The 25,185-nt window shown below is 63.8% G+C and carries 16 protein-coding genes; 5 read left to right on the top strand and 11 right to left on the bottom strand.

Going from position 1 to position 25,185, the window contains the following annotated elements; all coding sequences use genetic code 11:
* From VFB18_RS14425 to VFB18_RS14410, 4 genes are all read right to left on the bottom strand, one after another.
* A partial coding sequence (locus VFB18_RS14425) for a transcriptional regulator (protein WP_324976790.1) occupies positions 1 to 684 on the bottom strand: 684 nt, incomplete at its 3' end.
* A 396-nt stretch (positions 685 to 1,080) separates the two neighbouring features.
* Complete coding sequence (locus VFB18_RS14420) at positions 1,081 to 1,428, bottom strand: DUF6527 family protein (RefSeq protein ID WP_324976787.1); 348 nt, start codon at positions 1,426 to 1,428, stop codon at positions 1,081 to 1,083.
* Complete coding sequence (locus VFB18_RS14415; protein ID WP_324976784.1) at positions 1,425 to 2,813, bottom strand: ThiF family adenylyltransferase; 1,389 nt, start codon at positions 2,811 to 2,813, stop codon at positions 1,425 to 1,427. The genes VFB18_RS14420 and VFB18_RS14415 overlap by 4 nt, the downstream gene beginning before the upstream one ends.
* Positions 2,810 to 3,922, bottom strand: a complete 1,113-nt coding sequence (locus VFB18_RS14410) for a multiubiquitin domain-containing protein (protein WP_324976781.1) — start codon at positions 3,920 to 3,922, stop codon at positions 2,810 to 2,812. Before VFB18_RS14410 ends, VFB18_RS14415 begins: the two co-directional genes overlap by 4 nt.
* Before the next feature lie 156 nt (positions 3,923 to 4,078).
* Between VFB18_RS14410 and VFB18_RS14405 the strand changes: the two genes are divergently transcribed.
* Both VFB18_RS14405 and VFB18_RS14400 read left to right on the top strand, forming a co-directional pair.
* Positions 4,079 to 4,459 (top strand): helix-turn-helix transcriptional regulator, encoded by a 381-nt coding sequence (locus VFB18_RS14405; protein ID WP_324976779.1) that lies wholly within the window; start codon positions 4,079 to 4,081, stop codon positions 4,457 to 4,459.
* 2 nt (positions 4,460 to 4,461) lie between these two features.
* Positions 4,462 to 5,379, top strand: a complete 918-nt coding sequence (locus VFB18_RS14400) for an ImmA/IrrE family metallo-endopeptidase (protein WP_324976776.1) — start codon at positions 4,462 to 4,464, stop codon at positions 5,377 to 5,379.
* A 228-nt stretch (positions 5,380 to 5,607) separates the two neighbouring features.
* Here VFB18_RS14400 and VFB18_RS14395 read toward each other — a convergent pair whose 3' ends face one another.
* The 7 genes from VFB18_RS14395 to VFB18_RS14365 are packed head-to-tail and all read right to left on the bottom strand — an operon-like array spanning position 5,608 to position 22,022.
* Positions 5,608 to 6,378: an HNH endonuclease signature motif containing protein gene (locus tag VFB18_RS14395; RefSeq protein WP_324976773.1), complete on the bottom strand. Its 771-nt coding sequence runs from the start codon at positions 6,376 to 6,378 to the stop codon at positions 5,608 to 5,610.
* An 11-nt stretch (positions 6,379 to 6,389) separates the two neighbouring features.
* On the bottom strand, positions 6,390 to 8,363 hold the full coding sequence (locus tag VFB18_RS14390; RefSeq protein WP_324976770.1) for a hypothetical protein: 1,974 nt from the start codon (positions 8,361 to 8,363) through the stop codon (positions 6,390 to 6,392).
* Entirely contained in the window at positions 8,347 to 13,200 is a 4,854-nt protein-coding gene (locus tag VFB18_RS14385) for an Eco57I restriction-modification methylase domain-containing protein (protein ID WP_324976768.1), read from the bottom strand. The genes VFB18_RS14390 and VFB18_RS14385 overlap by 17 nt, the downstream gene beginning before the upstream one ends.
* Before the next feature lie 3 nt (positions 13,201 to 13,203).
* Positions 13,204 to 15,969, bottom strand: a complete 2,766-nt coding sequence (locus VFB18_RS14380) for a DEAD/DEAH box helicase (protein WP_324976766.1) — start codon at positions 15,967 to 15,969, stop codon at positions 13,204 to 13,206.
* On the bottom strand, positions 15,966 to 21,146 hold the full coding sequence (locus tag VFB18_RS14375) for a DEAD/DEAH box helicase (protein ID WP_324976763.1): 5,181 nt from the start codon (positions 21,144 to 21,146) through the stop codon (positions 15,966 to 15,968). Before VFB18_RS14375 ends, VFB18_RS14380 begins: the two co-directional genes overlap by 4 nt.
* Before the next feature lie 57 nt (positions 21,147 to 21,203).
* A complete protein-coding gene (locus VFB18_RS14370) occupies positions 21,204 to 21,716 on the bottom strand; it encodes a GNAT family N-acetyltransferase (RefSeq protein ID WP_324976760.1) in 513 nt (170 codons plus the stop codon).
* 3 nt (positions 21,717 to 21,719) lie between these two features.
* Complete coding sequence (locus VFB18_RS14365) at positions 21,720 to 22,022, bottom strand: DUF1778 domain-containing protein (RefSeq protein ID WP_324976758.1); 303 nt, start codon at positions 22,020 to 22,022, stop codon at positions 21,720 to 21,722.
* 466 nt (positions 22,023 to 22,488) lie between these two features.
* Between VFB18_RS14365 and VFB18_RS14360 the strand changes: the two genes are divergently transcribed.
* The 3 genes from VFB18_RS14360 to VFB18_RS14350 all read left to right on the top strand — a co-directional run.
* Complete coding sequence (locus tag VFB18_RS14360) at positions 22,489 to 23,442, top strand: ArdC family protein (RefSeq protein ID WP_324976756.1); 954 nt, start codon at positions 22,489 to 22,491, stop codon at positions 23,440 to 23,442.
* Positions 23,439 to 23,810, top strand: a complete 372-nt coding sequence (locus VFB18_RS14355; RefSeq protein WP_324976753.1) for a DUF2958 domain-containing protein — start codon at positions 23,439 to 23,441, stop codon at positions 23,808 to 23,810. Before VFB18_RS14360 ends, VFB18_RS14355 begins: the two co-directional genes overlap by 4 nt.
* Positions 23,811 to 23,982: 172 nt before the next feature.
* Positions 23,983 to 25,185, top strand: a 1,203-nt coding sequence (locus VFB18_RS14350; RefSeq protein WP_414675766.1) for a ParB/RepB/Spo0J family partition protein, incomplete at its 3' end; no start/stop codon positions are given.

Raw genomic sequence — 25,185 nt, 5'->3', positions numbered from 1 at the left:
CAGTTGCCGGAGCGCTGCGTCGGGAATGCCAAGCCGCTTTTGTTCGCGCTCGAGCCAGAAGCCCAGCGCACCGGCCGCCGCCGCGTTGCCGAGCGCGCGCATGTGGCGAACCAGTGCTGCAGCATCGACCCGTGCCACGAGATCGAGAGAGTTGAACAGCTCATCCGCCCCGCCGGCGAGTTCGTAGCGGTCGAACAGATCTGCGATCGTGCGCTCGACTGTCTTGACGCGAACGTCGAGCCCCATGCGGTCAACTACCGTCACCCCGTCCTTCAATTCTCCATCTCGTCGGGCGAAGCCGCGCGGCGGCTTGACGAAGCGGCAGGAGAAGCCGGCGGCTTCGAGCACGCCTGGCTCACCGGGTGCGATCACCTGGACCTCATACCCCTCCGTGTAGGCGGAGCCGTGCAGCTCCAGCGCCGAGTGATAGGCGATGACAGCGCCCCGGCGCAGTCGGGATGCTGCCAAGAACCGATCGACCGACCACTTTCGGGCGTCGGCGTGTTTGGGAACGGAAGCGAAGACGCCCCGCGCGACCCGCTTGATGTTGCCGGCTTGAAGGTGCTGAGCAAGCATCGCGGTGACGACCTTGTCACTCGGGTCCCGGCCTACCGCAGCCGCGTACTCCGCGCGGTCGAAGACCGGATGCGCGCTAAAGAAAGGGGCGGAAATGAGCCGGGACATGACTAGAGTTAATTTGTCTCAGTCGGATATAACCATATATGACATATGGCTCAATCCGTCAACGGGAGAGTCCCGCTTCCCACTGCGCACCTTCTCGTACACAGGGCTTAGCCCCATGTCATATATAGCTTCATACAGTCATAACAAAGTTATGACCTGGCGGCCTGCTCTCCGAAGGCGAAGGCCGCACGTTTGAAGCGTGCCGGGTGCGCCAACCGTCCCATTCAGCGCCATTTCCCTTCAACTGCCAATCGCTGCGGATCGGTTCGTTGCTCCGCCCACGAATCCAACCCGCAGGCAACCACGGTCCAGATAGCGCACCGCGCGCAAACGTTGTTGGTTGCAGGGCCGGAGACCGCAACAATCTTCAGCGGCGTCGGCGACGAAACGGGGCGGTTATCGACACCAGTAAATACGGCCGCGACGGAGCCAGAAGTGCGAGCGACACCCCTTCTGCCGCCAGACTGAGGGTGAGAGCGATGGCCGACCCTTGGCGTCGACGGCGAGATCCCAGCGGGGCTTCGCCTCCGGCACGACGAGCAGCTCGACGACGTCACCGCAGCCGCAGGGACAGCGCAAGCCGACGCACCAGTCCTCGCCGTCATCGCGTGCAAGGACGATCGCACGCCGCGGCAGCCGCGCCGGCAGGCTGTCTCCTTCGACGATGCGAAGACGCCGGCGCGGCTCGATCCGGGCCCAGGTGTTGCGCCACCAGCGCGCGATCCTGATTCGCAGGTTAATCATGCCGGCGCCTTCAGGGAAGGCAGGCCCAGCAGCGGCTCGAGGCCGCCACGCGCGAAAAGCGGATTGGGCGCGGCGGCGAACGCATCCTCGGCGACATACTCCTCCTCGCACGCCGCCAGGCTGAAACTGGTGCGCGCATAGAGCCGATTGGACTCCAGGCGGAACGGATAAGCACGCGCGATGAACTCGTTCACGCAGGCGGAGGCGGCACGCATGTTGAGGGTAATCACGGCGGGCGCTTCCTCGACAAGGCCCTTGAGATAGCCGGCCTCCAGCTCCTGCTGGTGCGCCCCCGGCGCGACGGCGCGGAGATATTCGCCGCGCAGGCTTTCCGGCGTATAGACGCCGCGGTCCTGCAAGGTCGCGCCGCCCGGCTGGACATAGTCGATGCGGCCGCAGACGTCGGCGATTGCGAAGGCCTGGCCGGACCTCCGGACCGGGATGACGACGCCGACGTCGAACAGGGGCAGGAGGAAGGCCGCGGCGATGCGATCGGCCATGTGGCGGGCCTCGAGCGTGTCGACGCAGCAGAACAGGACATCGCATTGCGCCGCGGCCAGCACCGCCTCGCGCGTGGTGACCGAGGCCGCCACCGGGATGGCGACGCCCTCGCCGCGATGGCGCGCGGCGGCATCCGCAAATACGTCTACCTTCAGGCGACCCACCTCGGCATCGGTGCGCGTCGAGTTGAGGATGCGATTGAGGTTCTTGAGCTCGACTCGATCGAAATCGACCGCCGGCACGCGGCCGAAGCCGAGGCGCGCGAGCTGCTCGCCTGTGATCGAGCCGGTCCCCGAAGCGCCGATCACCAGGGCCGAGAGCCGGCCGAGCTCGGCCGTCATGGCGCTCGTGAAAGCGACGGGCCTGTCACCGGAGCCGGTGACCGTGGCGCGGTCCGCCCACCAATGGGCGATGTCGTCGCCGGCGACGGTGACGAGATCGACGTTGCGCGGACGCAGGTCTGGGCCATAGAGGCGCGCGCGCACCGCCCCGTCGGACGTCATGATTGCCGAGCCGTGCTCCGTGCCGAAGGCCTGAAAGAGGCTTGGAACGACCTGGCGATCGCTCTCGTCGTCCGCGTCGGAGAAGGCGAACAGGCCGCCGGGATGGGAGTGCATGAGGATGATGACCGAGCCGGTCGGCTCGGCGAGGTCAATCGCCTTCTCGACATATGTGCCCGGCCAGGTGATGGCGTCGCGTGCGCGCCGCGCGCAGGCATCGTAGGGCACGAGGATGGTGTCGCGGACAAGGAGCCGGCGCCGCGGGCCCGGCGCGCGCGTGCAGATCAACAATGCGGCGGCTTCCAGACCGTCGGCCGGAAAGAGATGGCGGCGCAGACCCGCATGGGACGCGCCGCCGAAGGCCAGCGTGGTTTCGGGGATCACTCGCCGACCTCCTTGGCCAGGGCCGCGTCGACCAAGGCGAGCTGCGTCACCACGTTGTCGACGGCGGGATTCCATGGCGCGGCCGGGCCGCGGTGGCGCGACCAGCCGTGGAATTCGACGCCGAGCAGAATCCCGCGCAGCTGGGTGCTCTCGATGACGCGCTTGCTGGCGAGTGCGAGCGGCGGATAGACGTAGAAGCCGTAGATCTGCGCGCCCGGATAGTTGGGCGGGATCTCCAGCGCGAGCATGGTCCGCTCGACGGTGTAGCCGGTCGGCAGCGGATAGTCGTGAATGAGCAGCCACCGGCGCTTCTGCTCGACGATGGTCTCCCAGCGCAAGCCGAGGCGGTCGAGATGGGCTTCGTCCGCGTCGAGCAGCGCGAACTCCCGGCGAGGCGCGTGCGACGCCTCGCCGTTGTTGACATCTTTCGGCGTCAGCCGGAGCTTCTCGATGCCGGGCGTGCGCAGGTCAATTTCGGTGGTGAGCTCGACCGGCTGCTTCTTCTGGCCGGCGACCTTGAGGAAGATGTGCCAGCCCTGGTCGGGGTTGAAGCCGGCCTTCACCAGCGCGTCGCGGACGAGGATCGAGGGCATGGTCAGCTCGAGGACCACCCCCTGCACGTTCAGCTTCCAAACGCGCTTGCGGCTGATGAAGGATTCCACCCCCTTCGCGTCGAGGTCGACCAGATCGTGGTCGGCGACTAGGCGGTCGGGCTCGTCATGACGCTCTAGAAAGACCGCCTTGTCGGCGGGGACGTGGCCGAGCTTGCGTAGGAGGCCGCCCGAGACGATGCGGCAGGGCCAGTCGAAGCGCTGGCCGTCGAGGGTCAGGCGATAGACGCGGTCGCTCTCGACAATCACGAAGCGGCCCTCGCCCCGGCGCAGGTCCACGGTCTCGGTGGGCCTGATGTCCTCGAGATCTCCGTTTGGCAGGACCTGCAGCACGCTGACGCCGTCGGCTGACTTGAAGCCGACGGCCGCGGCGAGCTGCGCGCCTGTGGGGGTGAGGTCGTCGATATGCACCTGACGGAAGGCCAAGCTGTGGTCCGCCACCTCGATGGTGTGGCGGCTGTCGCCGCGGTCGAGCGCGGCCTCCGAAACATCAGTCATGTGCATCTCCAGCGTCGCCCGGCCCCAACGCCGGTTTCCGCTAATTTTGATTCGCTTGCTAAGTTTGTCAAGCGATCAATTAGCGCGCTTGACGTACTTAGCGGAAGCGCTCTACCCTTTCAGGGCTCGGATTCGGAGCTCAGCAAAGGAGCGTAGATGACCCATGACGATGTCCCAGAGACCAGCAAGGCGAGCAATTTGGGCCCTTTCATCAAGAAAGCCCGGCTCGATCGGAACATGTCGCTCCGCGACGTCGAGGAAGCGACAGGGAAAGAAGTGTCCAACGCTTATCTGAGTCAGCTTGAGGGCGGAAAGATCACCAGGCCCTCGCCGCACATTCTTTATGCCTTATCCTCTGCGCTGGGCGTGGCTTACGAAACACTGATGGAGCGCGCCGGCTATATCGTGCCGACGGGCGATCGCGCGAAGGGGGCAAAGCACGGGAGGGCCGCGACCTTCTCGATCGACAATCTGTCCGCCGAGGAGGAGACCGCGTTGTTGGACTATCTCAACTATATCCGCACCAAGCGCAGGTAGGCATGAGCCGGCCGGACGACTGCTCATTGACGCCCGGCCAGCTCGCCCGGGTCCGCAAGGAAGCCGAACGCGCACTGCGGGAAGCGGGCGCGTTCGGCGTTCTTCCCACTCCCGTCCCTCAGATCATGGCCGTCGCCAAGGTCGACGAGGTCGCCGAGGATGTTCTCAATCCGGGCTTCATCGCCAAGATGCGAGCTGCGGCCGGCGATGCGCTCAAGCGCGCCATCTCGAAGGTCCGCGGCCTTTTCCACGCCAGCGCCGGCCTTGTCTTCCTCGACCAGACGCTGATGGCGGTGAAGAAGCAGTTCGTTCGGCTGCACGAAGCGGCGCATGGCTTTCTTCCCTGGCAGCGGCCCATGTATGCAGTCGTCGAGGACTGCGACCATGCGCTGGACGCGGCCACGGCCGAACTGTTCGATCGCGAGGCCAACGTCTTCGCCTCCGAGGTCCTGTTCCAGCTCGACACCTTCCGCGACATGGCCGAGGGCGAAGCGTTCAGCATCTTCACCCCGGTCCGTCTCGCCAAGTCGTTCGGCGCCTCGCTCTACGCCTCGATCCGGCAATATGTGTCGAAGAACCACCGGATCTGCGCAGTCGTCGTGCTCAACATGCCGGAGCTGGTCGAAGGCGACGGCTTCCGCGCGACGTTGCGGCGGCCGATCCAGTCGGATGCCTTCACTGCAACCTTCGGACAATATCCGTGGAAGCCCTACTATACGCCCGACGATGAGCTTGGTGCGTTCATCCCGCTCGGCAAGCGCCGCGCGTCGGGCAAACGGTCACTGGCCCTGATCGACCGCAATGGCGTGCGCCACGAATGCATCGCCGAGGCATTCACGCAGAAGCACCAGGTATTCATCCTGATCCATGCGGTGAAGACGCTGACCACGACTCGCGTCGTGATTACGGCAATCAGCTGACAAGCGTCGCGACGCCACGCTTCCTGCCCGAAGTCCGCTACGATGGGCGAAGGGTGATCCAGCGAACAAATCCCGCGTATGTAGACGATGCGCTACGCGGCGCTCCAGCGACGCGGAGATCGTCGGGTAGCTGGCCAGCACGCTCGCGCACGGCTCCAAGCACGTCATCGGCTTGGTCCAGACGAGCTCATAGAATTGTTCACGCGTGAAAACTCGGGCCACGATCGTTCATTCCGGGACCAGATCGGCTCTTCGCGCGCGCTCACGGTGGCGTGCAAGCCGACGTCGGTGCTCATCCGTCAGCGGAATGGGGGCGCTCCAGCGCAGTTCGGCGCGCGCTTGCTCGCTGAGACCAGGCGAGAACTCGGGCTTGCCCTCATCGTCGAAGGTGACGAGTGCACGGTCGAATGCAGCATCCCAAAGGGCCGAAAGGAGGAGGCCGTTATGCACGTTGAGCCGCTCCGCATCGGTTTCGCATTCCGCCCATGGGATGATGTGCGAGGCGCGCAGCAGGGCCGCGTCGGAGATTCCCGTCAGGGGGCAGCGTCGCCGCCAGTAATCCATCAGGCGATCGCGAAAGATATCCTGCCCGATCCTCTGGACGACCAGCCGTTCGGCCTCCGTCGTGCGAGGCAGGTTTGCGACCCGATGCTCGAACTCTATGAGCGGTGCATCGGGCAGGCTGACCCCGAGTTCATAGACACGGTGCAACACCCCATAGAGTGCGCCGAGCGTATCGAAGGCGAAACGAACGCGGCCAGGCCCGGCCACATCGGCCGCGGGCACGCCCAGTTCCTCGATAACGCCGTGATGGTCGAGGGCGAGATACCACGGCCCTGCCGGTCCTGTTGCGGCTAGGTAGATGTTGCCCTTCGCCGTGGTCGAGCCGAAGGCCGCCCAGCCAGCCTCTTCCCCCAGGATGCGGCGAAAGCCGTTCTGCGACGCCGCCTTCTGACATTCCTCCCGGACGACAAACGATTGGGGCGTTTCGATCGTCATCGCGGCGGCGCTCAAATGTCCATTGCGAACAGGCGCCGCTCCGCCGGAGTCGAGCTCATTACGAGTCTTACGTAACGATCACCTTGCAGTTCGGGCGGCGGAGCGGTCGTGGTCGTGACAATGTATTGGAAGCAAGGCGCTTCCACCTCTCTCTCCCATTGATGCACAAGGCTGAAAAGGCGGGCGTAGAGCTGCCCGTCCAAATCCGCCTCACGCGGGCTGTCGTGGATAAGGAAAGCTGGTAGATCCGCCTTTTCCTCGACGGCCATATGCAGTGCGGCGAGATCGAATGCAACTATCTTGAGAGAGTCCAGGGCTGCTGTCGAAACCTCACCTCGCCCTGAGAATTCGGCATCTACTTTCAGGCCGTTCCCATCGAGCTTGATGCTGCCCTGCACTCCCTCGGGGAGCCAGGCGGCCATGACTCCTTGATATCGTTCCTCCAACGTCCTGATGGCTGATCGCGCCCGCGCGCGTCCAGCGTCCAATTGCCCGCGAACCGCTTCCAATTCCGGGGTCGCTGGAGGTGTAAGCTTAGCAGCCGCCTGACCCTCGCGAAGCGACCGCACGTCATCGAGCGTGCGCCTCGCCCGATAGACACGGTCCTGCACCGCCTTGGCAGCGGCCTGAGCGGCGCGGCTAGCCGCATCGGCGGCCTTTGCTTCCGCCTCAAGCGCCTGCTTGCGGGGCTCAAGCTGTTGGATCAGGGCCTCAATGCGCTTGGCTTCCTGCTCTGCTGCGCTCGCTTCTGAGTCCAGTTCAGCGGCCTTCTTTTGCTTTTCCTCAATGGCCGCCCTAATCGCCGGCAGATCGCATCGTTCGAGCGCAATCTTGCATCCCTTTGCCTTGACCTCATCTATGCTGACCCTGCAGACGGGGCAGACCCTGATTCCTCCCTGAGAGATGTCGATCTCTCCTTGACTCGCTTCCGAGCGATATCGTTCGGCCTCACCACGCTTGAAACGCGCCTCGTTCTCCGACTCCTGACGCTTCGCTGTTAACGTCTCGTGCTCCTCATTGAGCGCCTTTTGCCGCGCGAAGATCGAGCCGACATCCGGCGGCTTCGGCAAATCGGCACGCATGGCATCGGCTAAAGCCTCTTTTGCCAGCGAGACCAGCCCCTTCTGGTCGATCGTGTCGTCGAAACCCACGTCGTCGCCGACACCCAACGCCAGCCTCACAGCCTTCAAACCATCGGCGAATCGCTCTTGCTGATAGGTCTGGCGACGGCGTTCCTCCTCGACAGCGGCCACCAATTCCCGTTCGCGGACGGCGGCGGCACGCTCTTCCGCATCCAGAGCGCGCAAGGCAAGACGAACCATGGTCAGCTTGGCTGTCTCGCCCAGAACCTGCGCGCGGGACCGGGTCTGTGTCTGTGATGACCGCCAGGCCAGAATATCGGCCAAACGACACTCTTGGTCCCGCGTCAGCCACGCCCGCAGCACATCCCACACTTGGTTCCGGCTGATCTCTGGCGGCGTCGCTCCCGCGATCGCCGAGAAGAAGCTGGTGATGATTACGGCATCGATGGATGCTTGATCGCCATCGCGATGTCCCCGTGCGATCGCCTCTTCGATGGAATCAGCCTGAACGACGAACTCTCCACCCGGCAGCCCCAGTGGGCGAATGGCAACCCAGCACACGCCGTCGATCAGAATCTCGGCCGCGAAGAGGCCATTCGGAAGCCGCGCCATGAGGCGTGATCGCTGAGCGTCCGTCGCATAGCCGGGCTCGCCCAGGCAGGCCCGAAGCAGCCGGCAGAAGGTGGTCTTGCCGCTGCCATGGGCCAAGGCGCGGCTGCCGCTGCTCGACATGTCCGGCGTCCAGATGATGTTGAGACCAGGCTTCAGCGGCACGTTGCGGATCGGGGTCTGCAAATCGCTGAAGATGGCGAGCCTTCGGACCCACAGACGAGGCCCGGCCCGACCTTCCGGCGCCTGCGGCGGCTGGATCGCCGCGCTGAACAGATCAGCCTGAGCGGCCACTTCCGAACCTCGCCCAGATCACATTGTCTTCGGGTGCGGCCGCAGCGGCGATGCTGCCGACATCCATGCTTCGCACTGCGCGTATCGCGAAGGCGGTGCGCTCTGCATCGGCGGAAGCGGCTTGCAATCCAGCCGGACTAAAATGCCGGCCCCGCGTCCATGCCCCGTCGGCACCTTCCTCCAATTGGCCAGAGGTAAGCAGGGTATCGTGCATCGATCGCCATGCTTCGTCGATGGGCGGCCGTACTCGCGTCACGTCCTGATCGAGCTGCGCATCGGGACCAATGAGTCTGATCCATTGGTGCCGCTCACCACCTGTCAGCCGGGAAGCAAGCCTTCTCGGCTCCGCCAAGCTGGCAATGACGAAGGGCAGATTGGGACCATCGATCACCGGATCCATCAGCCAAAGCGCGTACTGGGCTGCATAGCGGAGACGATCACGAGGCTGAACGCTATCGGGCCAGGCCCAATGATTATCGGGCTTACTATCGATGTCGGAAAGAAGCTCCTCGAGCGACGGCACGTCCATCCGCTTCCAGGCCTCCAGCACCAAGCGCTCGGTGCGATATTCGCCGTAGAGGCGGATTTCCTTTTCCTTCAACACACGGAAAGTCTCTGAGGGGTAGTCAGCGCCTTTGACCTTGGCAGGGTCGAGGACGTATCGCTGCTCTTCCTCGGTCAGGCCGTACTTTTTGGCGAAGAAGGCATCGAGCTCGGCCCGCAACTGGGCGCGGCGGTCCTCGTTCCATGCAAAGGGCTGACCCGAATATCCCAGATCTTCCGCCCAGGCCTTCACTGCGTGGCTGGTGTACGTCAGCTCCAGAACGCGCGGACGGATAAAATCGAGGTCACTCTTGGAGAAGGTGGAGGGAGGCAGTGCCGCAAACTGTTTCAGATAGCTGTAGGTCAGATGTGTCCCGCCGATGGAAAGCCGAGCTATGAAATCGAACGTCAGGGACAGCCACATTGCCAAATGTCCTGCCGCGAGCTCAGCTCCCTCATTCAAGTAGAAAATGGGCATGGTGTGTCCAACACCTACCTTCGGAAACACACTCGCGATCACCGTCCGCTCATCAGTCGAGCGGCAGATGTCCCGCCATCCCATGAGCCAGCGGGGCTGTTTGGCGGCGATCAGCAGTTCCGCAAGAGCGAGCGCGTCCTTCGGCCCCTCGGCTATGAGAGTAAGATCGGATTCCCCCAGCGGCGTCTCGCGCTGCATCTCGGCGCCGGCCGCGAGTGTCTTGGGATCGAGCAGAAAGCGCTCGGGCGATCCCTTCAGCGCGCCGCGCCAATCCTGCCCGCGGCCGAGAAGACGGAAGATGTCGGCCTCTCGGGCTGGGCGTCCTTCCAAGCTAGGAACGGCTCCAACCAGCCAGGTGACGAGCGCCTTAAGAGCGGCGGCACGGGCACTCTCCTGGGCGTCGGCATCCGCCTTGCGGCGTCCCTTTCCACCGTCGCCTCGCGCCTGTCTGATGGCGCTTTTCAGGGCCGATGGCACGCGGGCCGCGCGCAGAAGGACCTCGTCTTCGGGCACCCAGTAACGCGGCGACGGCTCGAAATCGGGATTCAGCTTTTCGGCAAGCGTACAGTCGCGAGCGCCTTCCTCGTCGTCGCTGCTGCCCCCGCCGTAGGTCGCCCAGCGATGATCGAAATGGTGGATCATCTTAGCCTCGTAGAGGGGCACGCGGCGTTCGACGCCTGTCGCTGTTTCCCGCACCCAATCCGCGCCGTCGCGTTGCCAGCCGTCGGCCTCCATCTGCGCTGGCGCACTGAAGAAGCCGGAATCTCCTGACATGTGGAACATCGTCTGGAACGTGATGCCCCAGGGATTGATGTCGCCACCCTCCTCCTGCGATCGCTCCTGGATCAAGACGGGCGCGCGGGCATAGAGCTTCGCCGTCAGCTCCGCATCGGCTCGCGAGCGAAAGACAGGCGCTGTCCTGGTATTTGGATTAATTGTGGCGATCTCTGACGGAGACAGATCAAAGTGTCTTCTGGTGTCTGCAAATTCCTCGATAGTGCGGGAAAAGAAACTGAAAGCGGCTTTCGTTGGCCCCGTTCCTGGTGCCGCCAACGTCACAAGCGCGAATTTAAACCGAGCGTGTCCGATCCTGTCAAAGAAGCCGAGCCCCGTCTGGAAATCGTGAAGACTTACTAGCCGCCGCTGATCCACCAGTGAGGAGAAGAACGTTGCAGTAGTAGCGTCAGTGGCGATACCGCTAGGAACGATGATACCGGCCCGACCATGCGCTCCGGCCAAGCGCGAGAACAGTTCGGTAAAGAGTGCGTAAGTATTGACATCACCTCGCCCGGTTAGCGGATAGCGGCCTGATGAGCGAGCAAATTCGCTCGCAGCCTCCGCCGTGCGCTTGGTGAAGACAAAATCTCGCCACAGGCGCCCGTCCGCGCTCTCCGGGTCGGCCTTCTCCAGAGCATCGATCAGCTTCTGGCGCTCAACCTTGTTCGGCGCGCTGGCGATGGCAGGTGAGCGCGCGGCAAAGAACTCCTGCTCTTGGAGCTTGATGCGCTCCCAAGGCGGATTGCCGATGACGACATCGAAGCCGCCATCACGCTCCATGATCTCGGGAAATTCGATGAACCAATGAAAGGCGCCCACTTTCTGGGACGTCAGCATCGCGCCCTGGCGCAGATGTTCGGCCGGCGCCTGGCCGCCTGCCGCCTGCCACACATGCTCCGTGAGCGGCATGGCATCGGTGTTTGCCGCGCCGCCCGCTTTCGGGGTGAAGAACGCGGCCATGTAGAAATTAGCCGAGATATAGAGGTCGCTCGCTGTCTTGAGGCGCTGCCAATCATCGGACGAGCGCATCGCGTAGAAGCCGCGCGCCTTTGCCTCCACGCTCGTCAGATCGTCCTGCGCGATCTCCTTGAGCTTGTGATCGCGCTCGGCCAGGACTTCGGGCGGCGACCAATTCCTGAACAGCAGCGGATGACCCTTCGCCCGATCGCGCTGCTCCCTGTTGAGGCGAGCATAGCGACGGGAGAGTTCCCTGTCGTCACCGGTCAGCGCCTTGTAGGCCTCGTCAGGCAACCCTTCCCGCAACATTGCGCGGTCGAACACGCCGATCAGGCTGTCACCGCAGCGGATCTGCGCATCGAAGAAGGCGAGCGGTCGGCCCGGCTCTAGCGCCTCGATCCAGAGCGCAACCTTCGTCAGCTCGACCGCCATTGGGTTGCGGTCCACACCATAGAGGCAGCGACAAGCGACTTCGCGCAGCGCATGGCGGAAGTCGGATGCCGAAGGGATGCCACCGGCGCGATGGCGGGCGACGCGGGTGGCGATGCGCCGCGCGGCTGCAAGCAGGAAATGCCCCGAGCCGCAGGCAGGATCGATGACGGTGAGCTTCAGGAGCTCTTCGGCTGGATCGGCGGCTTGGGCCTCTCTCTCGTCGAGAACCGGATCGAGCGTGCTGTCGAGCAGGAGCTGAACCAGGCTGTCCGGCGTGTAGTAGGAGCCGGTCGTCTTACGCTGATTGCCCCGTTGCTCGGCAGCCTCCGACGCGAACAGGAGCGTCCTGCCGTCGTCGCCGAGCTGTGGCTGAAGCTCGAGCAAGGACTCGTAGACCGAACCCAGCTCCTCTGTTTCCATTGCGCGCCAGTTCACCGGCACCATGCCGGTTCTGTCGGAAAGCCAGGCAAGGCGGTAAACCGCCTGCATGAAGGCGCGGTTGCGCAGGCGCGCGGTTTCGAGATGCGGCAGTTGGTCAGCGTTGAAGAGCCCGCCGAGTGCAGGAAGCCCCAACGCCTCCTGCCCGCGCGCAAGGCCGCGGAAGACCACCTTGATGCCCTCGTAGCGGTCGTGGTGCTTGTCCCATGTGGCTGCGCGTACCGCTTGCGCCCGCAGCGCGGCGAGGCTGTAGCCCTCCGCGTAGAGCTTGCGAGCAGCGAGCTTCTTTGCGCGCTGCTGATCATCTTCCTCGATGGGGGGGTGCAGCAAATCCCGATCCTCGGCCACCATCAGGAAGATGAGTCGGTAGACGAGGCGCAGAAGCTCGTTGAACCACTCGATCAGATTGACCTCGCCGGATTTCAGGCGCGCGGCGAGCTCGGGGTTGGCCTCGAGGAAACCCGAGCCGAGCACCTTGAGCGCGGTTTCGACTTGAGCCGCCAGCCGGTCGCGAGCCGCCTCGCCCTCGCGAGAGCCCGCCTCACGCCAGCGTTCGAGCGCGCAATCGGTGACGGGCGTGCCAGCGATGCCGAACCGGGTTCGGTGGATCAGCGACCAGAGGACCGCGAAGGAGGCGGCATCCTCGTTGGTGAAGATAGCGACAAGGTCGGCCTCGATGTGGGCGGGACGGGTCAGCGAGGCGTTGTCACGCATGAGGCGGAGGACGGCCCCGTTTGTGACCAGTCCCCAGAGCACGTCATCGCTGTCGTTGAGATAGTCCTGAAGCGCGAATGCCGGAGATCGCGAACGATCGGTCGACAGCGTCGGGCTGCGACGATCGAGCCTCTCTTCCGAGGGCGGCACGACAACGATGGGGACCCGGCCACCGGCTAGGAACGAGATCACGCCGTCAGCCGGAGCGAGATCATCGAAGCCGAAGGTTTCCGCAAGGAAGGCCCGCACGAAGCGCCGCGTGGCCTCCACCGAGGGATTCTGAAGTTTCGCGAACGCATCGAAATGGGACTGGCCCACACGGAAGGCCGTCGAGATCTCCTCGCGGATCGTCAGGCCTTTGCGGATCCGGTAGTCCTCCTCCGTCTGATCGGAAGCTTGTCGGCGGTCGATGCTGGCGACCATCGCCGGAGCAATGAGGTTGCCCTCCAGCGTGAGCGAGGGCCAGGCCGACATATCGGTGACGGGCTTACGGGCCATGGCTCAGGCCTCTCCGGGGATCAGCACGAAGAGGCCGATCACATCTGGCGGCAGCACGGCCTCTACGGTGACGCGCGAGGCAGACCCCGACGCGGCGCGGAGGCGGGCATGGTCTTGCATGAGCTCTTGCGCGCGCGATCGTACGAAGTCAGCAATTGGACCGCCGAGCAGGCTCGGCAAGTCCTCCCTCGCCTTCGCGACAAACCTGTCGCGTGCGACGGGCGCGAGATCGGACGTGGCCGGTGTGTTGAGCCACTCCCGGGCGGTGTCGCCGAACGCCACGATCCCCCCGCCTTGAATCGCAACGAGCGCCGCTTCCTCCGCCAGCAGCAGCCGCTCCTTACGCGCATGGACAGTCAACTTGAACCGAAGACGCAGGAGAGCAACGCGAGTCACTTGTTGAACCGCGGCGGTCGGCCAGGCGCCGACCCGGCCAATGCCGAGCCCGGACAGCGACTCTGGATCGAGCGATGCCTCGACCAGCGCTTCGGCAAGCGTGGCCGTCAGGGGATGCGTCCTGGTGAGTAAAGCGGTGCCCGATGGCGCGGGCTCGGCAGTCGCCAGACGCACCGATCCGGTCAGGTCATGCTCCTTCAAGCGCTCGCGCAGGGCGGCATCAAGGGCGTCGACATGTGCCAGAAGCACGGTTTTCTGAATTTCCAGGGGCACGCCAAAACGCGCCATCGCCCGCTCGACGAAAAGGCGGGCTTCTGCTGGAGAGCCGAGGAGCGTGCGGACCTTCTCCCATTCCGGGGCGACTTCCTGCGGCTTCATTGCATTCTGCGCAAAACGCGCGCGGGACTTCTTTTCGTTTTCGGCGGCGTCGCGCCAGCGCGTCTCCATAACCTTGGCCCCGTCATCGAGCCGAAGATCGAGCGTGAGCTGCCGGGACACGCCGCGACGCAGCATCATCGACGCCATCAGCGCATCCGTCACCGGCCCTCGTTCCTCAGGGAGAGGCACGGTGACGCCTGTCGCTTTTCGGATTTCCTCGGCCTTGCGGAGAATGACCTCGAGCACCGCGCCGTCAATGGCGCTATCCGGCGAGAACATCATAATCGAGCGGACGAGTTCCGCCGGCTGACCGAAGCGGTCCACTCGCCCCTCGCGCTGCTGGTGCCGCGTTGGATTCCAGGACAAATCGTAATGGATGACCGTGTCGAAGAGCTGCTGGAGGTTGATGCCTTCCGATAGGCAGTCCGTGGCGACGAGAATGTGCTGGACCGGCTTTTCGTCATCCGCAGTCGCCATGTCGGCGACACGATCGCGGCGCTCGTCCGGCGTAAGAACGCCGGTCACAGCTTCGATGACCAGTTTCGGGAAGGCCTTGCGCAAGCCATCGCGGACATGCTCGGCCGTCGCCAGAAAGCGGCAGAACACGACGGGATTTGCGCCCCTCTTGATGAGAGGCGTCAGCGCATCGACCAACGCAGTCAGCTTCGGGTCAGGTCTGCCGATCAGGGCCTCGGCCTCCTTGACCAGAGCGAGAAGCTCCGGATCGACGTCAAATGCCGTGCCTGGCTCAAGATCAACCGCATCTTCGTCGTCGCTGTCCTCATCGTAGATTTGTGGCTCGAGCCGATCGCTTTCGGTCGCCATTCGGTTCCGCAGGGCGCTCAGCGCTGCAGCCGGCGATGAGCCAACACATCGCATCAGAGCCAGCGTGCCCCAGAAGGCCAAGCGTCGCTCTCGTTGTCCCGATCCCGCACGGGACACGATGCCGAAGCAGTAGTCGAGCACCGCTTCCTGAAACCTGCGATGAGCCTCGGTGAGGCGGTAGGCGAATTCCGTCGTCTCGTGCTTCGGGAAGGCACGGTCTTCATCCCAATCCCCCGAGATGAGATCGATCCGGCGTCGCTGCACGAAGTGTCGCGCCAGGCGTTCACGGTAGCGAGCGTCATCGAAGTCCATCGACGCGAATGACGGCTCGATCAGGGAGAGCAGGCGCGCGAAGGCATCTTCGTCTCCGGAATGCGGCGTCGCCGTCAGAAGGATCATCCTTCGCTCTGGATTTCGGGCGAGCCCCGACAGAAGCTCGAAACGCTGCTGCCGCCCCTGGTGCGTGCCAACGCACGCATGCGCCTCATCGACGATCACGAAGTCCGGACAGGTGCGCGCAAAGCCTTCGCGTCGCTTCTCCGCCTTGATGTAGTCGAGGCTGACCACCGTGAAGGGATAGGCGTCGAAGAGGGTCTGGGCGAGCGGCAGGCTGCGCTCCAGTCGGCTCGCGGTGCCGGACGTGACAGCGACGGCGTCGATCCCGAAGCGCGCCTTCAGCTCTCCTAGCCATTGATCGACGAGGTGCGGCGGGCAGAGCACCGAGAACGCTTCCACCTCGCCTCGGTCCATCAGCTCACGCAGGACCAGGCCAGCCTCGATCGTCTTGCCGATGCCCACGTCGTCCGCGATGAGCAGGCGCGGCACCGATAGGCGAAGGGCCATCAGCAGAGGCACGAGCTGATAGGTCCGCGGCTCGAAGGCGAGTTGCGCAGCGGAGCGGAAAGGTCCCGCCCCACGTCGTAGGGTCAGCCGCATCGCATCCGCGAGCAGCGCCGCCTTCGCCTGAACGGTCGCCGCAGCGTCGGCAGGTAGATCGAAACCGGCGGGCTCAACAGGGAGAATCTCGAGCTTCGGGTCGAGGATCACCGTATCGTTCTCACTGCCCGAGAGTGGGCGAAGCGCCAGAATGCCGTCCTGCGGCGACGGCAACGCGACCCACTCGCGCCCGCGGGCGCGGACCAGATCTCCTGGGGCGAAATTCACCGTCATCGGGATGTTCCCCCAAACATCGAGATCAAAGCGTCGGGCACACCCGCGGCAATCGATCCCGGCAACTCGAACAGCGCCCAGCCCTTGGACTCAGCTTCCTGGCGCGCTCCCTCGGTCAGAGGAGAGACGCAGGCAGCGACGTAGTGGCTGCGCCACGCGAACCTCATCGTCTGACCGGAGAAGGTGATGACGGACGCATCGGGAGCTGGGAGCCCTGCATCCTTGAAGGCACGCTCCCATTCCGCGCTTTCGCCCAACGGGCTGGCCGACGCGGCAAGCACCACCTGCCCCCGCGCCAGATCAATCAGCAGCTGTTTTGCTTCGTCCCCCGTACGGTCGATCAGCTCGTGATCGGGCTGGTTGAAGTAGGAAAGCAGGCAACGATAGCACCCCCGGACGCATGCCTCCCCGTCGCGGCTGATGAGCAGCTTGGCATCGCCTGCCGCGATCGCTTCATCGACTCTGTCGAAATGCATCAGGGTCAGCACTTCTCGGGCCACCTTGCCGAGCGCCTGCGGATCCTCGATGAGACGGCTCAACACTCCGGCGCCGCCCTCCGTGGCTTCATAGGCCAGGATGGCGCGACGGTTATCGCGGGCAGGCAATGGCTCGCCGAGAACCTCACCTTCCTCGAGTTGGAAAACGACCTCAATGCCTCTCATCAAGGCGTGCTGAACGGTGACAACCGTCTCGGGGGCATAGGCCGTCGGATCGTTGAACCGGAAGAGCAGCGCGTTTTTGTGATCACGAACGATAGGAACAATCCGAACCGGCTTCACGACATCCGGCGGCACATCGACGTCGGGCTCCTCGTCGTCGGACTTTGCCCAGTAGCCGCTGCGCGGATCGATGTAGAAGCCGAAGACGGTCTGATTGGCGCGTCGCTTCAGCCCCTTATTGATCCGGCTGATCTCGGCGCTGTTGGCATATTGCAGCTTGAAGATTGAGGCGTCCTCGCAGCGGAAATCGGCCTCTGTAATCTGTACTCGGCTTTCGCGTTTCGGCCAGGAAAAGACAGTCTGAATGTCGAAGCCTTGCCGGACGCGTTCTTCGTCGTTCGCTGTGATCCGCTCGGCCGGCGCGGCTTCGACGTTATCGATCCGGAGTGTCCGCTGTACGGGCGTCTCGCCGGCCATCGGGCTGTTGCAAGCATGGCAGCGCTCGACCTCACCGTCATGGCAAGCGCCGCAGTTCGAGCAAATGTAGATGTCTCGGGTAGCGAGCTCCGCGCCATCGCCCGTTCGCACTTCTGGCGGCAGCTTCGCCTTCATGACCCGGTAGGCACGGCCTTCATGATAGATCAGACTGCGCGGCCCGAACTCCGAGATGGCCAGAAAGCGAGCGCGCTGAAGAAAGGAGCCGGTCTTTCCCTCGCCAGGAATGAACGCGTAGAGCGGCAGTCGGGGAAAATTGTAGCCAGGCAGGAAACCTTCCGTCGCTAGATAACGGTAGGAGTAGAAGTCCGAACCGTTCGAGGCTTTGCCCTGTTCGAGAATGGCGATTTGGTCGCTGGCCTGCATCTGCGAGGCCTTGATGCGACGACGGTCCGCCGCCGAGAGACCTGTGATCTCGGAACGAGCATTGGCTTCAATGAGCTGCGTCCGGGCGGAGTTGTAAAGCTCCCGCCACCGGTCGAAGGCTCGATCGAATTCCTGTGGCGCCCGCAGAGCGACGGAGGAAACGAATTCGTTCGGATCGCTCATCCAGGCGGGCTTGCGGCCCTCCACCGAAGCGAGGATCTGGTCGAGAACGCGCTTCATCGGAGCGTGCGCAGCTATCGCCAATTCAGGCCGGTCGATGACGGCGTGGATCTCCTGCTTCAGCGGGTACCCCGTTTGGGTCAGGTCGAGAATTTCGGGGATGTCTGGAGACAGAGCTAGCTTCGCCTCGGCAAGCCAAACGGCGTGCAGATGCGAACGCACGAGCTCTTCATTGGTGATGTCGAGGGCCGGCGGACGAACGACGCCCGCCACCATCTCATTGCGCCTTTCGAAGAAGTATTGGTCATGAGGTGATTGGGCGGCGCAATAGGTCGCGATGACAGCGGCCTGCCCCGAACGACCCGCGCGGCCAGCGCGCTGGACGTAGTTGGCTGGCGTCGGCGGTACATTTCGCAGATAGACAGCATTGAGCGCCGAGATGTCGACGCCGAGTTCCATCGTCGGCGAGCAAAACAGGGCGGGGAGAAACTGCTCCGACTCGCCAGCGGCCTTGAGGTCGGCGGCGGTTCTCGCGAGATTGTCCCGATCCTCCTTCTCGAACCGAAAGCGCCACTCGCGCCATTCGCGTTGTCTCTGGGTCACTTGGGCCGTGTGTTCACGACCTTCGAGACCCCAGAAGTTGCTCTGGCCGGCCTTCAGGTCGGCAGCAATCTCATTGTAGAGATCATGAAAGTAACGGTTGCCCTGCGCCGCGCCGCGTCGAATGGCTTCGCCGGGCACGACACGGACAGCTGACGGCGATAGACGCCAGCCTTGCAGATCCTCCTCCAACTCGACACACGACACCAATCCCTCGCGCACAAGGAGGTCCATCAGGCCAGTTATGGCGGTCAAGTAGTCAGTCTTGCCGAGCTTAGTCCCAATGACGCTTTTGCGATTGATCAGGCGTCCGATGCGGGAATTGTGGCCGGCACGGACGATCGTCTGCTCCTCCCGCAGGCTTACTTGATCCTTGCCTGGGGCTTGCAGGAACAGCGTCGTTCGGCTTCGGGGCGTCTCTTTGATGTCGATAGCCCATGGGGCGCGCAGCAGATTGCGGGACTTCTGGGCGACTCCTTCGAGAACGGTCGGATCGAGCGCTTCTGTTCCGACGGCCAAGCCTTCGAGCATGGCGCCAAGGAGTTTCTTCAACATGACCTTACGCGCAGTGGCATCGAGCGCGCCGAATTCCGGCCGGATGGCGGCCAGGCGCTCGGTGTCTTCAGCGATGTCATCGAGGCCGATGAATTCGACGTCGATGAGTTTGAGAACGGACAGGCTCGGGTTGGTGTAGCGCCATCCCCGGCGCAGGTCCGTCCAAAGCCGATGGGCTAGAACTTTTTGGAGCGAGCGCTGGGCGTCCTCGCGGACCACGGCCCCCGCCTCGGGATCCAGCATCCAGTGGACGCGCGTATCTCGGTTAGCGGCGGTGAAACCGAGCGCCCTCACGATCCGCAGACCAAACTCATCCTCGGTCAGGCCATCGTCGCCGACGTCCAGGACGGCTCGCAGGATCGCACCGCGCAGCAGGCTGACGAATAGAAAATCGTTGAAGTGCCCTGCTTGAAGGGCGGCGTCCTGACGATTGTCGGTAAACCCGAGAAGCTTGCGCTTTTCCTTGGGGACGCCGCTGTCGGACCTGTTCATCCATTCCAGGGCAGTTGCGACAAGGAGCGTCGTGGCTGAACTACGGCCCTCGCCCGACAGCCCCGCAAGCTTGGTGCGCTCCCGCATGCTTGGGTGCGGTTGGTCAAGGCAGCATGGGCAGAACCCAAACTTGCCGGGTATGAACCAGAAGCTCTTGCCCGGTGAACCGAGGTGGCCGTCGGGCGAAACGGTGACCATCTCGGGCACTCGTCGTTTCCGGTTCGCGCGGAGTCGTTCGACGCCGTAACGCTCCTCGCGCCAATCCTCGGGATAAGATTCGATATCACCCGTAAACAGGTAATCGGGGTCGCCGTCGCCCGTGGGGGTTAGATAACCTGCAGCATCACCCTCCTGATCGTCCAGCGGCGCATCGTCTATATTCCTTGGCAAGAACAGCGTACCCTCGGCGTCCTCTGTTTTGACGACCACATGGACCTCATGTCCGCACTCCCGGCAGAAACGGGTTGGATAGAGGCGATGGCCTGGCGCGCTAGGGTCTTCGAGCTGACCTTCGAACAGAACTTTCCGGGGCTTCTCGGTCAGTGTGGTGAAGACCTCGCCTGCGCCCGAGATAAATTGGTGAAGCTTGAATGCCAGGAATGCACCTGTCCCAGAGCCGCCTCGCTCTGTTTCCGGCAGGCTGACGCGGGTTAGAAATGTCTCGAGGCTACTTCGACAGGTTTCGGGATCGACGCCGCTATCCTTTGATAGCAGCCCCACGGCCTCTTCAAACGGAATGGGCTTCTTGCGCTTGAGCTCCTGCGCGTCGTCCAGCCCGATTGCCAATTCGGTCCAGACCGCCAAGGGATGCTCCCTCAGGACCTCATCGGTCAACACGTCTGGGAGCGCAGATGTCAGGACAGACGCGAGCTTCGGCCGCACATCATCAAGCTTCAATCGGTCATCCGTTGCCCGTTCAAGCGACTCGTCGATGACCGCTTCCGGTCCTATGGACACCCCGAAAAGACGCGATGCAACGTTCGCTACGGCTTGCGCGCGATTGGCATCAGACCCTTCGCTCGCCATAGTGGCCGATGTTCCGATGCAGATCGGAGTCTCGTCTGGCGTGCAGCGATTGCGAAGGCGGCGGACGAGGATGGCGACGTCGGCGCCCTGGCGGCCCCGATACGTGTGCAGCTCGTCGAGAACGACAAACCTCAAACCGCTCGCATTTTCTATAACTTTGGTGTCGAGGCCGTCTTGCCGGGTTAGGAGCAGTTCGGCCATCATGAAGTTGGTGAGTAGAATATCCGGCGGGTTGTCTGCGATCCGCTGCCGCTCCTCCTGACTCTCCTGGCCAGTGTAACGTCGCACCACCGGTCTGATCTCTGCTGGCAGGTCGGATTGGGATATGAACTTCTCGATCTCGTTGATCTGGCTGTTCGCCAGAGCGTTCATCGGATAGACGATAATGGCGCTGGTTCTACGCCCCTTGCCCGCCTTCCGTGCGCGAACAATTGCGTCCACCACGGGAACGAAAAAGCAAAGCGATTTGCCCGATCCGGTTCCCGTGGTGACCACATAACTCTGGCCCGCCCGCGCCTTGGCGATAGCCTGCCCCTGGTGACGATAGAACCGCAGAGGCGTCGACCCGAACCGGAATATTTTGCCAGTCGCTTCGTCGAGATCGCCCGAGGCGACCAGATCGTCGATTGTCGGCCCCTGAAGATATCGAGGGTTGAGAGACAGAAGCGCGCCTGGCCAGAAGCGCCCGGCATCGTACTGCCGATCGATTTCCGACTTCAGATCATCGGATCGAATAGTGCTGAATGACCGCGAGAAACGGGCATAGGAATCGACGAGACGATGATCGAATTCAAACGCCTTCATTCTGATCCCCCGCTCCTCTTCTATTTCCCTAAGATGCGTCCAACATTGGCGCATTAATTAATCGAACAGCCGCCGGATATCTGTCATCGGCCGAAACAGCTTCATTGGCTGATCCGGAAATGGCAGAAAGCTCTCCCGTTCGTAGAAGCGCCGCGCGTTCTCATCCTTCGCATCCACGATCACCGCGAACGACGCAATCTCACTCCGCGCCGTCCGATGGAGGGCATCGCCCAGAAGAAACCGCCCATAACCTTTTCCCTGGTGACGCCGGTCCACAGCTAGCCGGCCTAGAAGCGTCGCGGGAACCAGCGGATATCTCGGCAACTTCCGCACCGTTTGCGCCGGCAGCTCGCCGAGCTGCACAGACGTTGCGGAGAGCGTGTAGTATCCCGCGATCGTCCCATCCAGCAGCACCAGGACGAAAGGCGCGGCCATATTCTTCCGTGCGTCCTGTCCTGCCTGTGTCCGAAAATATCTGTCGAGTGGCTCTACCCCACTCTCAAACTCCGATCGGTCATGGCTCGAACTTAGCGGCTCGACGCGGAGCTTTTCTTCGATACTGCGAGGCACGCGTCAGACGCCGGCACGTTGGCGATAACGGCGGACCGTCTCACGAAGGCGATCATTGATCGGCTTCGGGTTCAGCAGCGCATCAACGAACGCCTCGCTGTCATGCAGTGAGAGAGCGAGTTGGCTGTGTTCCTCGATCGCGCGTCGGGCGGCGTCCTGCACGCTTGTAAGCACGAAGTCTGTCACAGTCCGCCCCTGAAGTGCCGCGGCACGCTCGATGAGCTTCTTCTGCTCGGTCGTCACGCGGGTCTCAAGACGCTCACCGCGAACCCGACCACGAGTCGGCTTCCGGATTGCTTCGGCCATCTCAATACCTCCATCTCCTCGATCTGATATATTGTACGGCCAATGGCCGGGTAATTCAAGTGATCTTCAAGGTCGGGTTGCGAGAAGGCCTCCCTGCTCCTGGTCCTGCTTCACGGATTCAGTACCAGAAGGCCGTCAGCCGGGCGCGGCACCCACGGCCGATCGCTGCCTTCGGCAACTGGGATGGACCGAGCTTGGTGGCCAGGGCTGGGAAAGCCCACGGCGGAGCTGCAAACGCGGCAGGTTTGAATTCACTGACTGAATCGTAGCCAGCCTACGATATCCCGCATCAATCCAAACGAAGGGGAAAGCCTTCCCCTGCGGCCGAGCCTCGGTCTCGGCCGACCCTTGTCTCGCGGGGAGACCCCGCAACGCCCCCTATAGAGAGTGAGAGTGCGGACCGGGTTTGCCGTGACGGGTTGAGGGCTGGAGGAGAGGCCTCCAGCGCCCGTCGCGGAGAACCGCGATGTCCAGACATGACCGCAACGCTCGCGCCGGGACCGACCGGGCGAGCCTTTACGACGACATCACCAACAAGATCATCGCCGAGCTGGAGGCTGGGCGCGTGCCCTGGGTCCAGCCCTGGGGCACGGCCGCGGCGAAAGCGCCGCTCGCCATGCCGGCGAATGCCGCCACCGGCCGCGCCTACTCCGGGATCAACGTGCTGATCCTCTGGGGCGCGGTCATCGAGCACGGCTTTCCGGTCCAGAGCTGGCTGACCTTCCGCCAGGCGCTATCGCTCGGCGGCCATGTCCGCAAGGGCGAACACGGCACCCCCGTGGTCTACGCCGATCGCTTCATCCCCGATGAGGAGAAACGGCGCGCGCAGGAGACCGGCGAGGAAGCGCAGGCGATTCCGTTTCTCAAGCGCTTCACCGTGTTCAACGTCGCGCAGTGCGAGGATCTGCCCGACGATCTTGCTGTCGCGCCGCCCGCACCGGAGCCCGGCCTGATCGAGCCGCGCGTCGAGGCGCTGATCAAGGCGACGGGCATCGATTTCAGGATCGGAGGCGATCGCGCCTTCTATGTGCCGGCGCAGGACTATGTGCAGGTGCCGCCGCCGCAGGCGTATTTCGAGACAATCAACTGGCATCGCACGGCCCTGCATGAGCTCGGCCACGCGACGGGCCATGCGTCCCGTCTCGGCCGCGACCTCACCGGCTCCTTCGGCTCCAAGAAATACGCCTTCGAGGAACTAGTCGCCGAGATGAACGCGGCCTTCTGCTGCGCCTCGCTCGGCATCGCCCCGACGGTGCGCCACGCCGACTACATCGGCTCGTGGCTAGAGGTGCTGCGCGAAGACAACCGCGCCATCGTCCGCGCCGCGTCCCAGGCCAGCAAGGCGGCCGACTGGCTGCTAGCGTTCCTCCCCGAAACCGAGACGGCCAGCGGACACGCGAACGACAGGAGAGCGGCATGATCCTCCTGACCGACGACCTGCTCGAGCGCCTGCTCGCCAATGGGCGTGATCGTGGCGCCGACCATGTGCCCGTCGTCAAGTTCTTCAACCCGCTGGGCCAAGGCGTCTGGCTCGCGACCGAACTGGACGCTGACGGCGATACGCTCTTCGGCCTCGCCGATCTCGGCTATCCCGAACTGGGCAGTTTTTCGCTCGATGAACTGACCTCGATCACCCTGCCCTTCGGCATGGGAATCGAGCGCGACATCCTCTTCACTGGCGACTTCCCGATCTCGGTCTGGGCGGAGGCCGCCCGCCAGGCGGGAAGCATCCGGGCGGCCGAGCGCATCCTCTACCGGGCGGCTTCGCCTCGACGTGATGGCGCGTGACGCCCATCCTGAAATCCGCATAACCGGAGATGAGCGTCTGCGCATCTCCGGTTCTACGCCCCTCCGGATCGCCGGAAGGCGCCGTCCTCAGAGTGAGAGGGCGGCGCTTCGCTTCGTGACGGGTTGGAAGCCGAGGGAGAGGCTCTCGGCGCCCGTCGCGGAGTATCCCGACATGGCAAAGACTGCCAGGAAGATCGTCTTCTCGCGCTCGCGCGACATCCCCTTCAACAAGCTCGTGCTCTCCGAGTCCAACGTCCGGCGAACCCGGCCGGAAGCCGAGCTCGACGAGCTGGTCCACGACATCGACCGGCGCGAGGACCTCGTGCAAGGCCTCAACGTGCGCGCCATCCTCGACGCGGACGGAAATGAGACCGGCATGTTCGAGGTGCCGGCGGGCGGACGCCGCTATCGCGCCATCGAGCGCCTGGTCAAGGCCAAGCGCTTCCCGAAGGACGGGCTCGTCCCCTGCATCGTGCGCAAGTCTGACACGAAGATCCTCGCGGAGGACGACTCCCTCGCCGAGAACCTGCTTCGCGCCGGCCTTCATCCGCTCGACCAGTTCCGCGCCTTCCAGGACATGCTCGACAAGGGCATGACCGAGGAGGAAATCGCCGCGGCCTATCTCACGACCGTCCAGGTCGTGAAGCAGCGGCTTCGTCTCAACGCCGTCACGCCCGTGCTGCGCGATGCCTATGCCGAGGAGCGCATGACGCTTGAGATGCTGATGGCGTTCACCGTCAGTCCGGACCACCAGCGCCAGGAGCAGGTGTGGGAGGCCGTGCAGCATTCGTACAATCGGCAGCCCTGGCATATCCGTCAGCTGCTGACCGAGACCACGATCCCCGCCTCCGACAAGCGCGCGCGCTTTGTCGGCATCGACGCCTATGTCGCCGCCGGCGGCGCGGTTCTGCGCGACCTGTTCGAGGACGATGACGGCGGCTGGCTCGCCGACCCGGCGCTCCTTCACCGCCTGGTCAGCGAGAAGCTGAAGGCGGTCGCGGACGAGATCGCCGCCGAAGGCTGGAAGTGGATCAAGATCGACCTCAACCTGCCCTACGGCTACGACCACGGCCTGCGCCAGATCGGCAGCACCTTCGTCGATCTCACCGAGAAAGAGCGGGACGAACGCGAGGCGCTGCGCGCCGAGTACGACCGGCTCGAAGCGGAGTATGACGGCGCCGACGAGCTGCCGGACGAGATCGACCAGCGCCTGGGCGAGATCGAGGAGGCGCTTGAAGCCTTCGAGAAACGTCCCGTCGTCTACGATCCCGCCGACATCGCGCGCGCCGGCGTCTTCGTCAGCGTGGACCGCGACGGCGAGATCGTGATCGATCGCGGCTATGTGCGGCCGGAGGACGAGGCGCCCGTCGCCGTC

Source organism: Methyloceanibacter sp., assembly GCF_035650995.1.
Classification (GTDB): Bacteria; Pseudomonadota; Alphaproteobacteria; order Rhizobiales; family Methyloligellaceae; genus Methyloceanibacter.
This window is presented reverse-complemented; position numbering and strand designations above follow the sequence as displayed.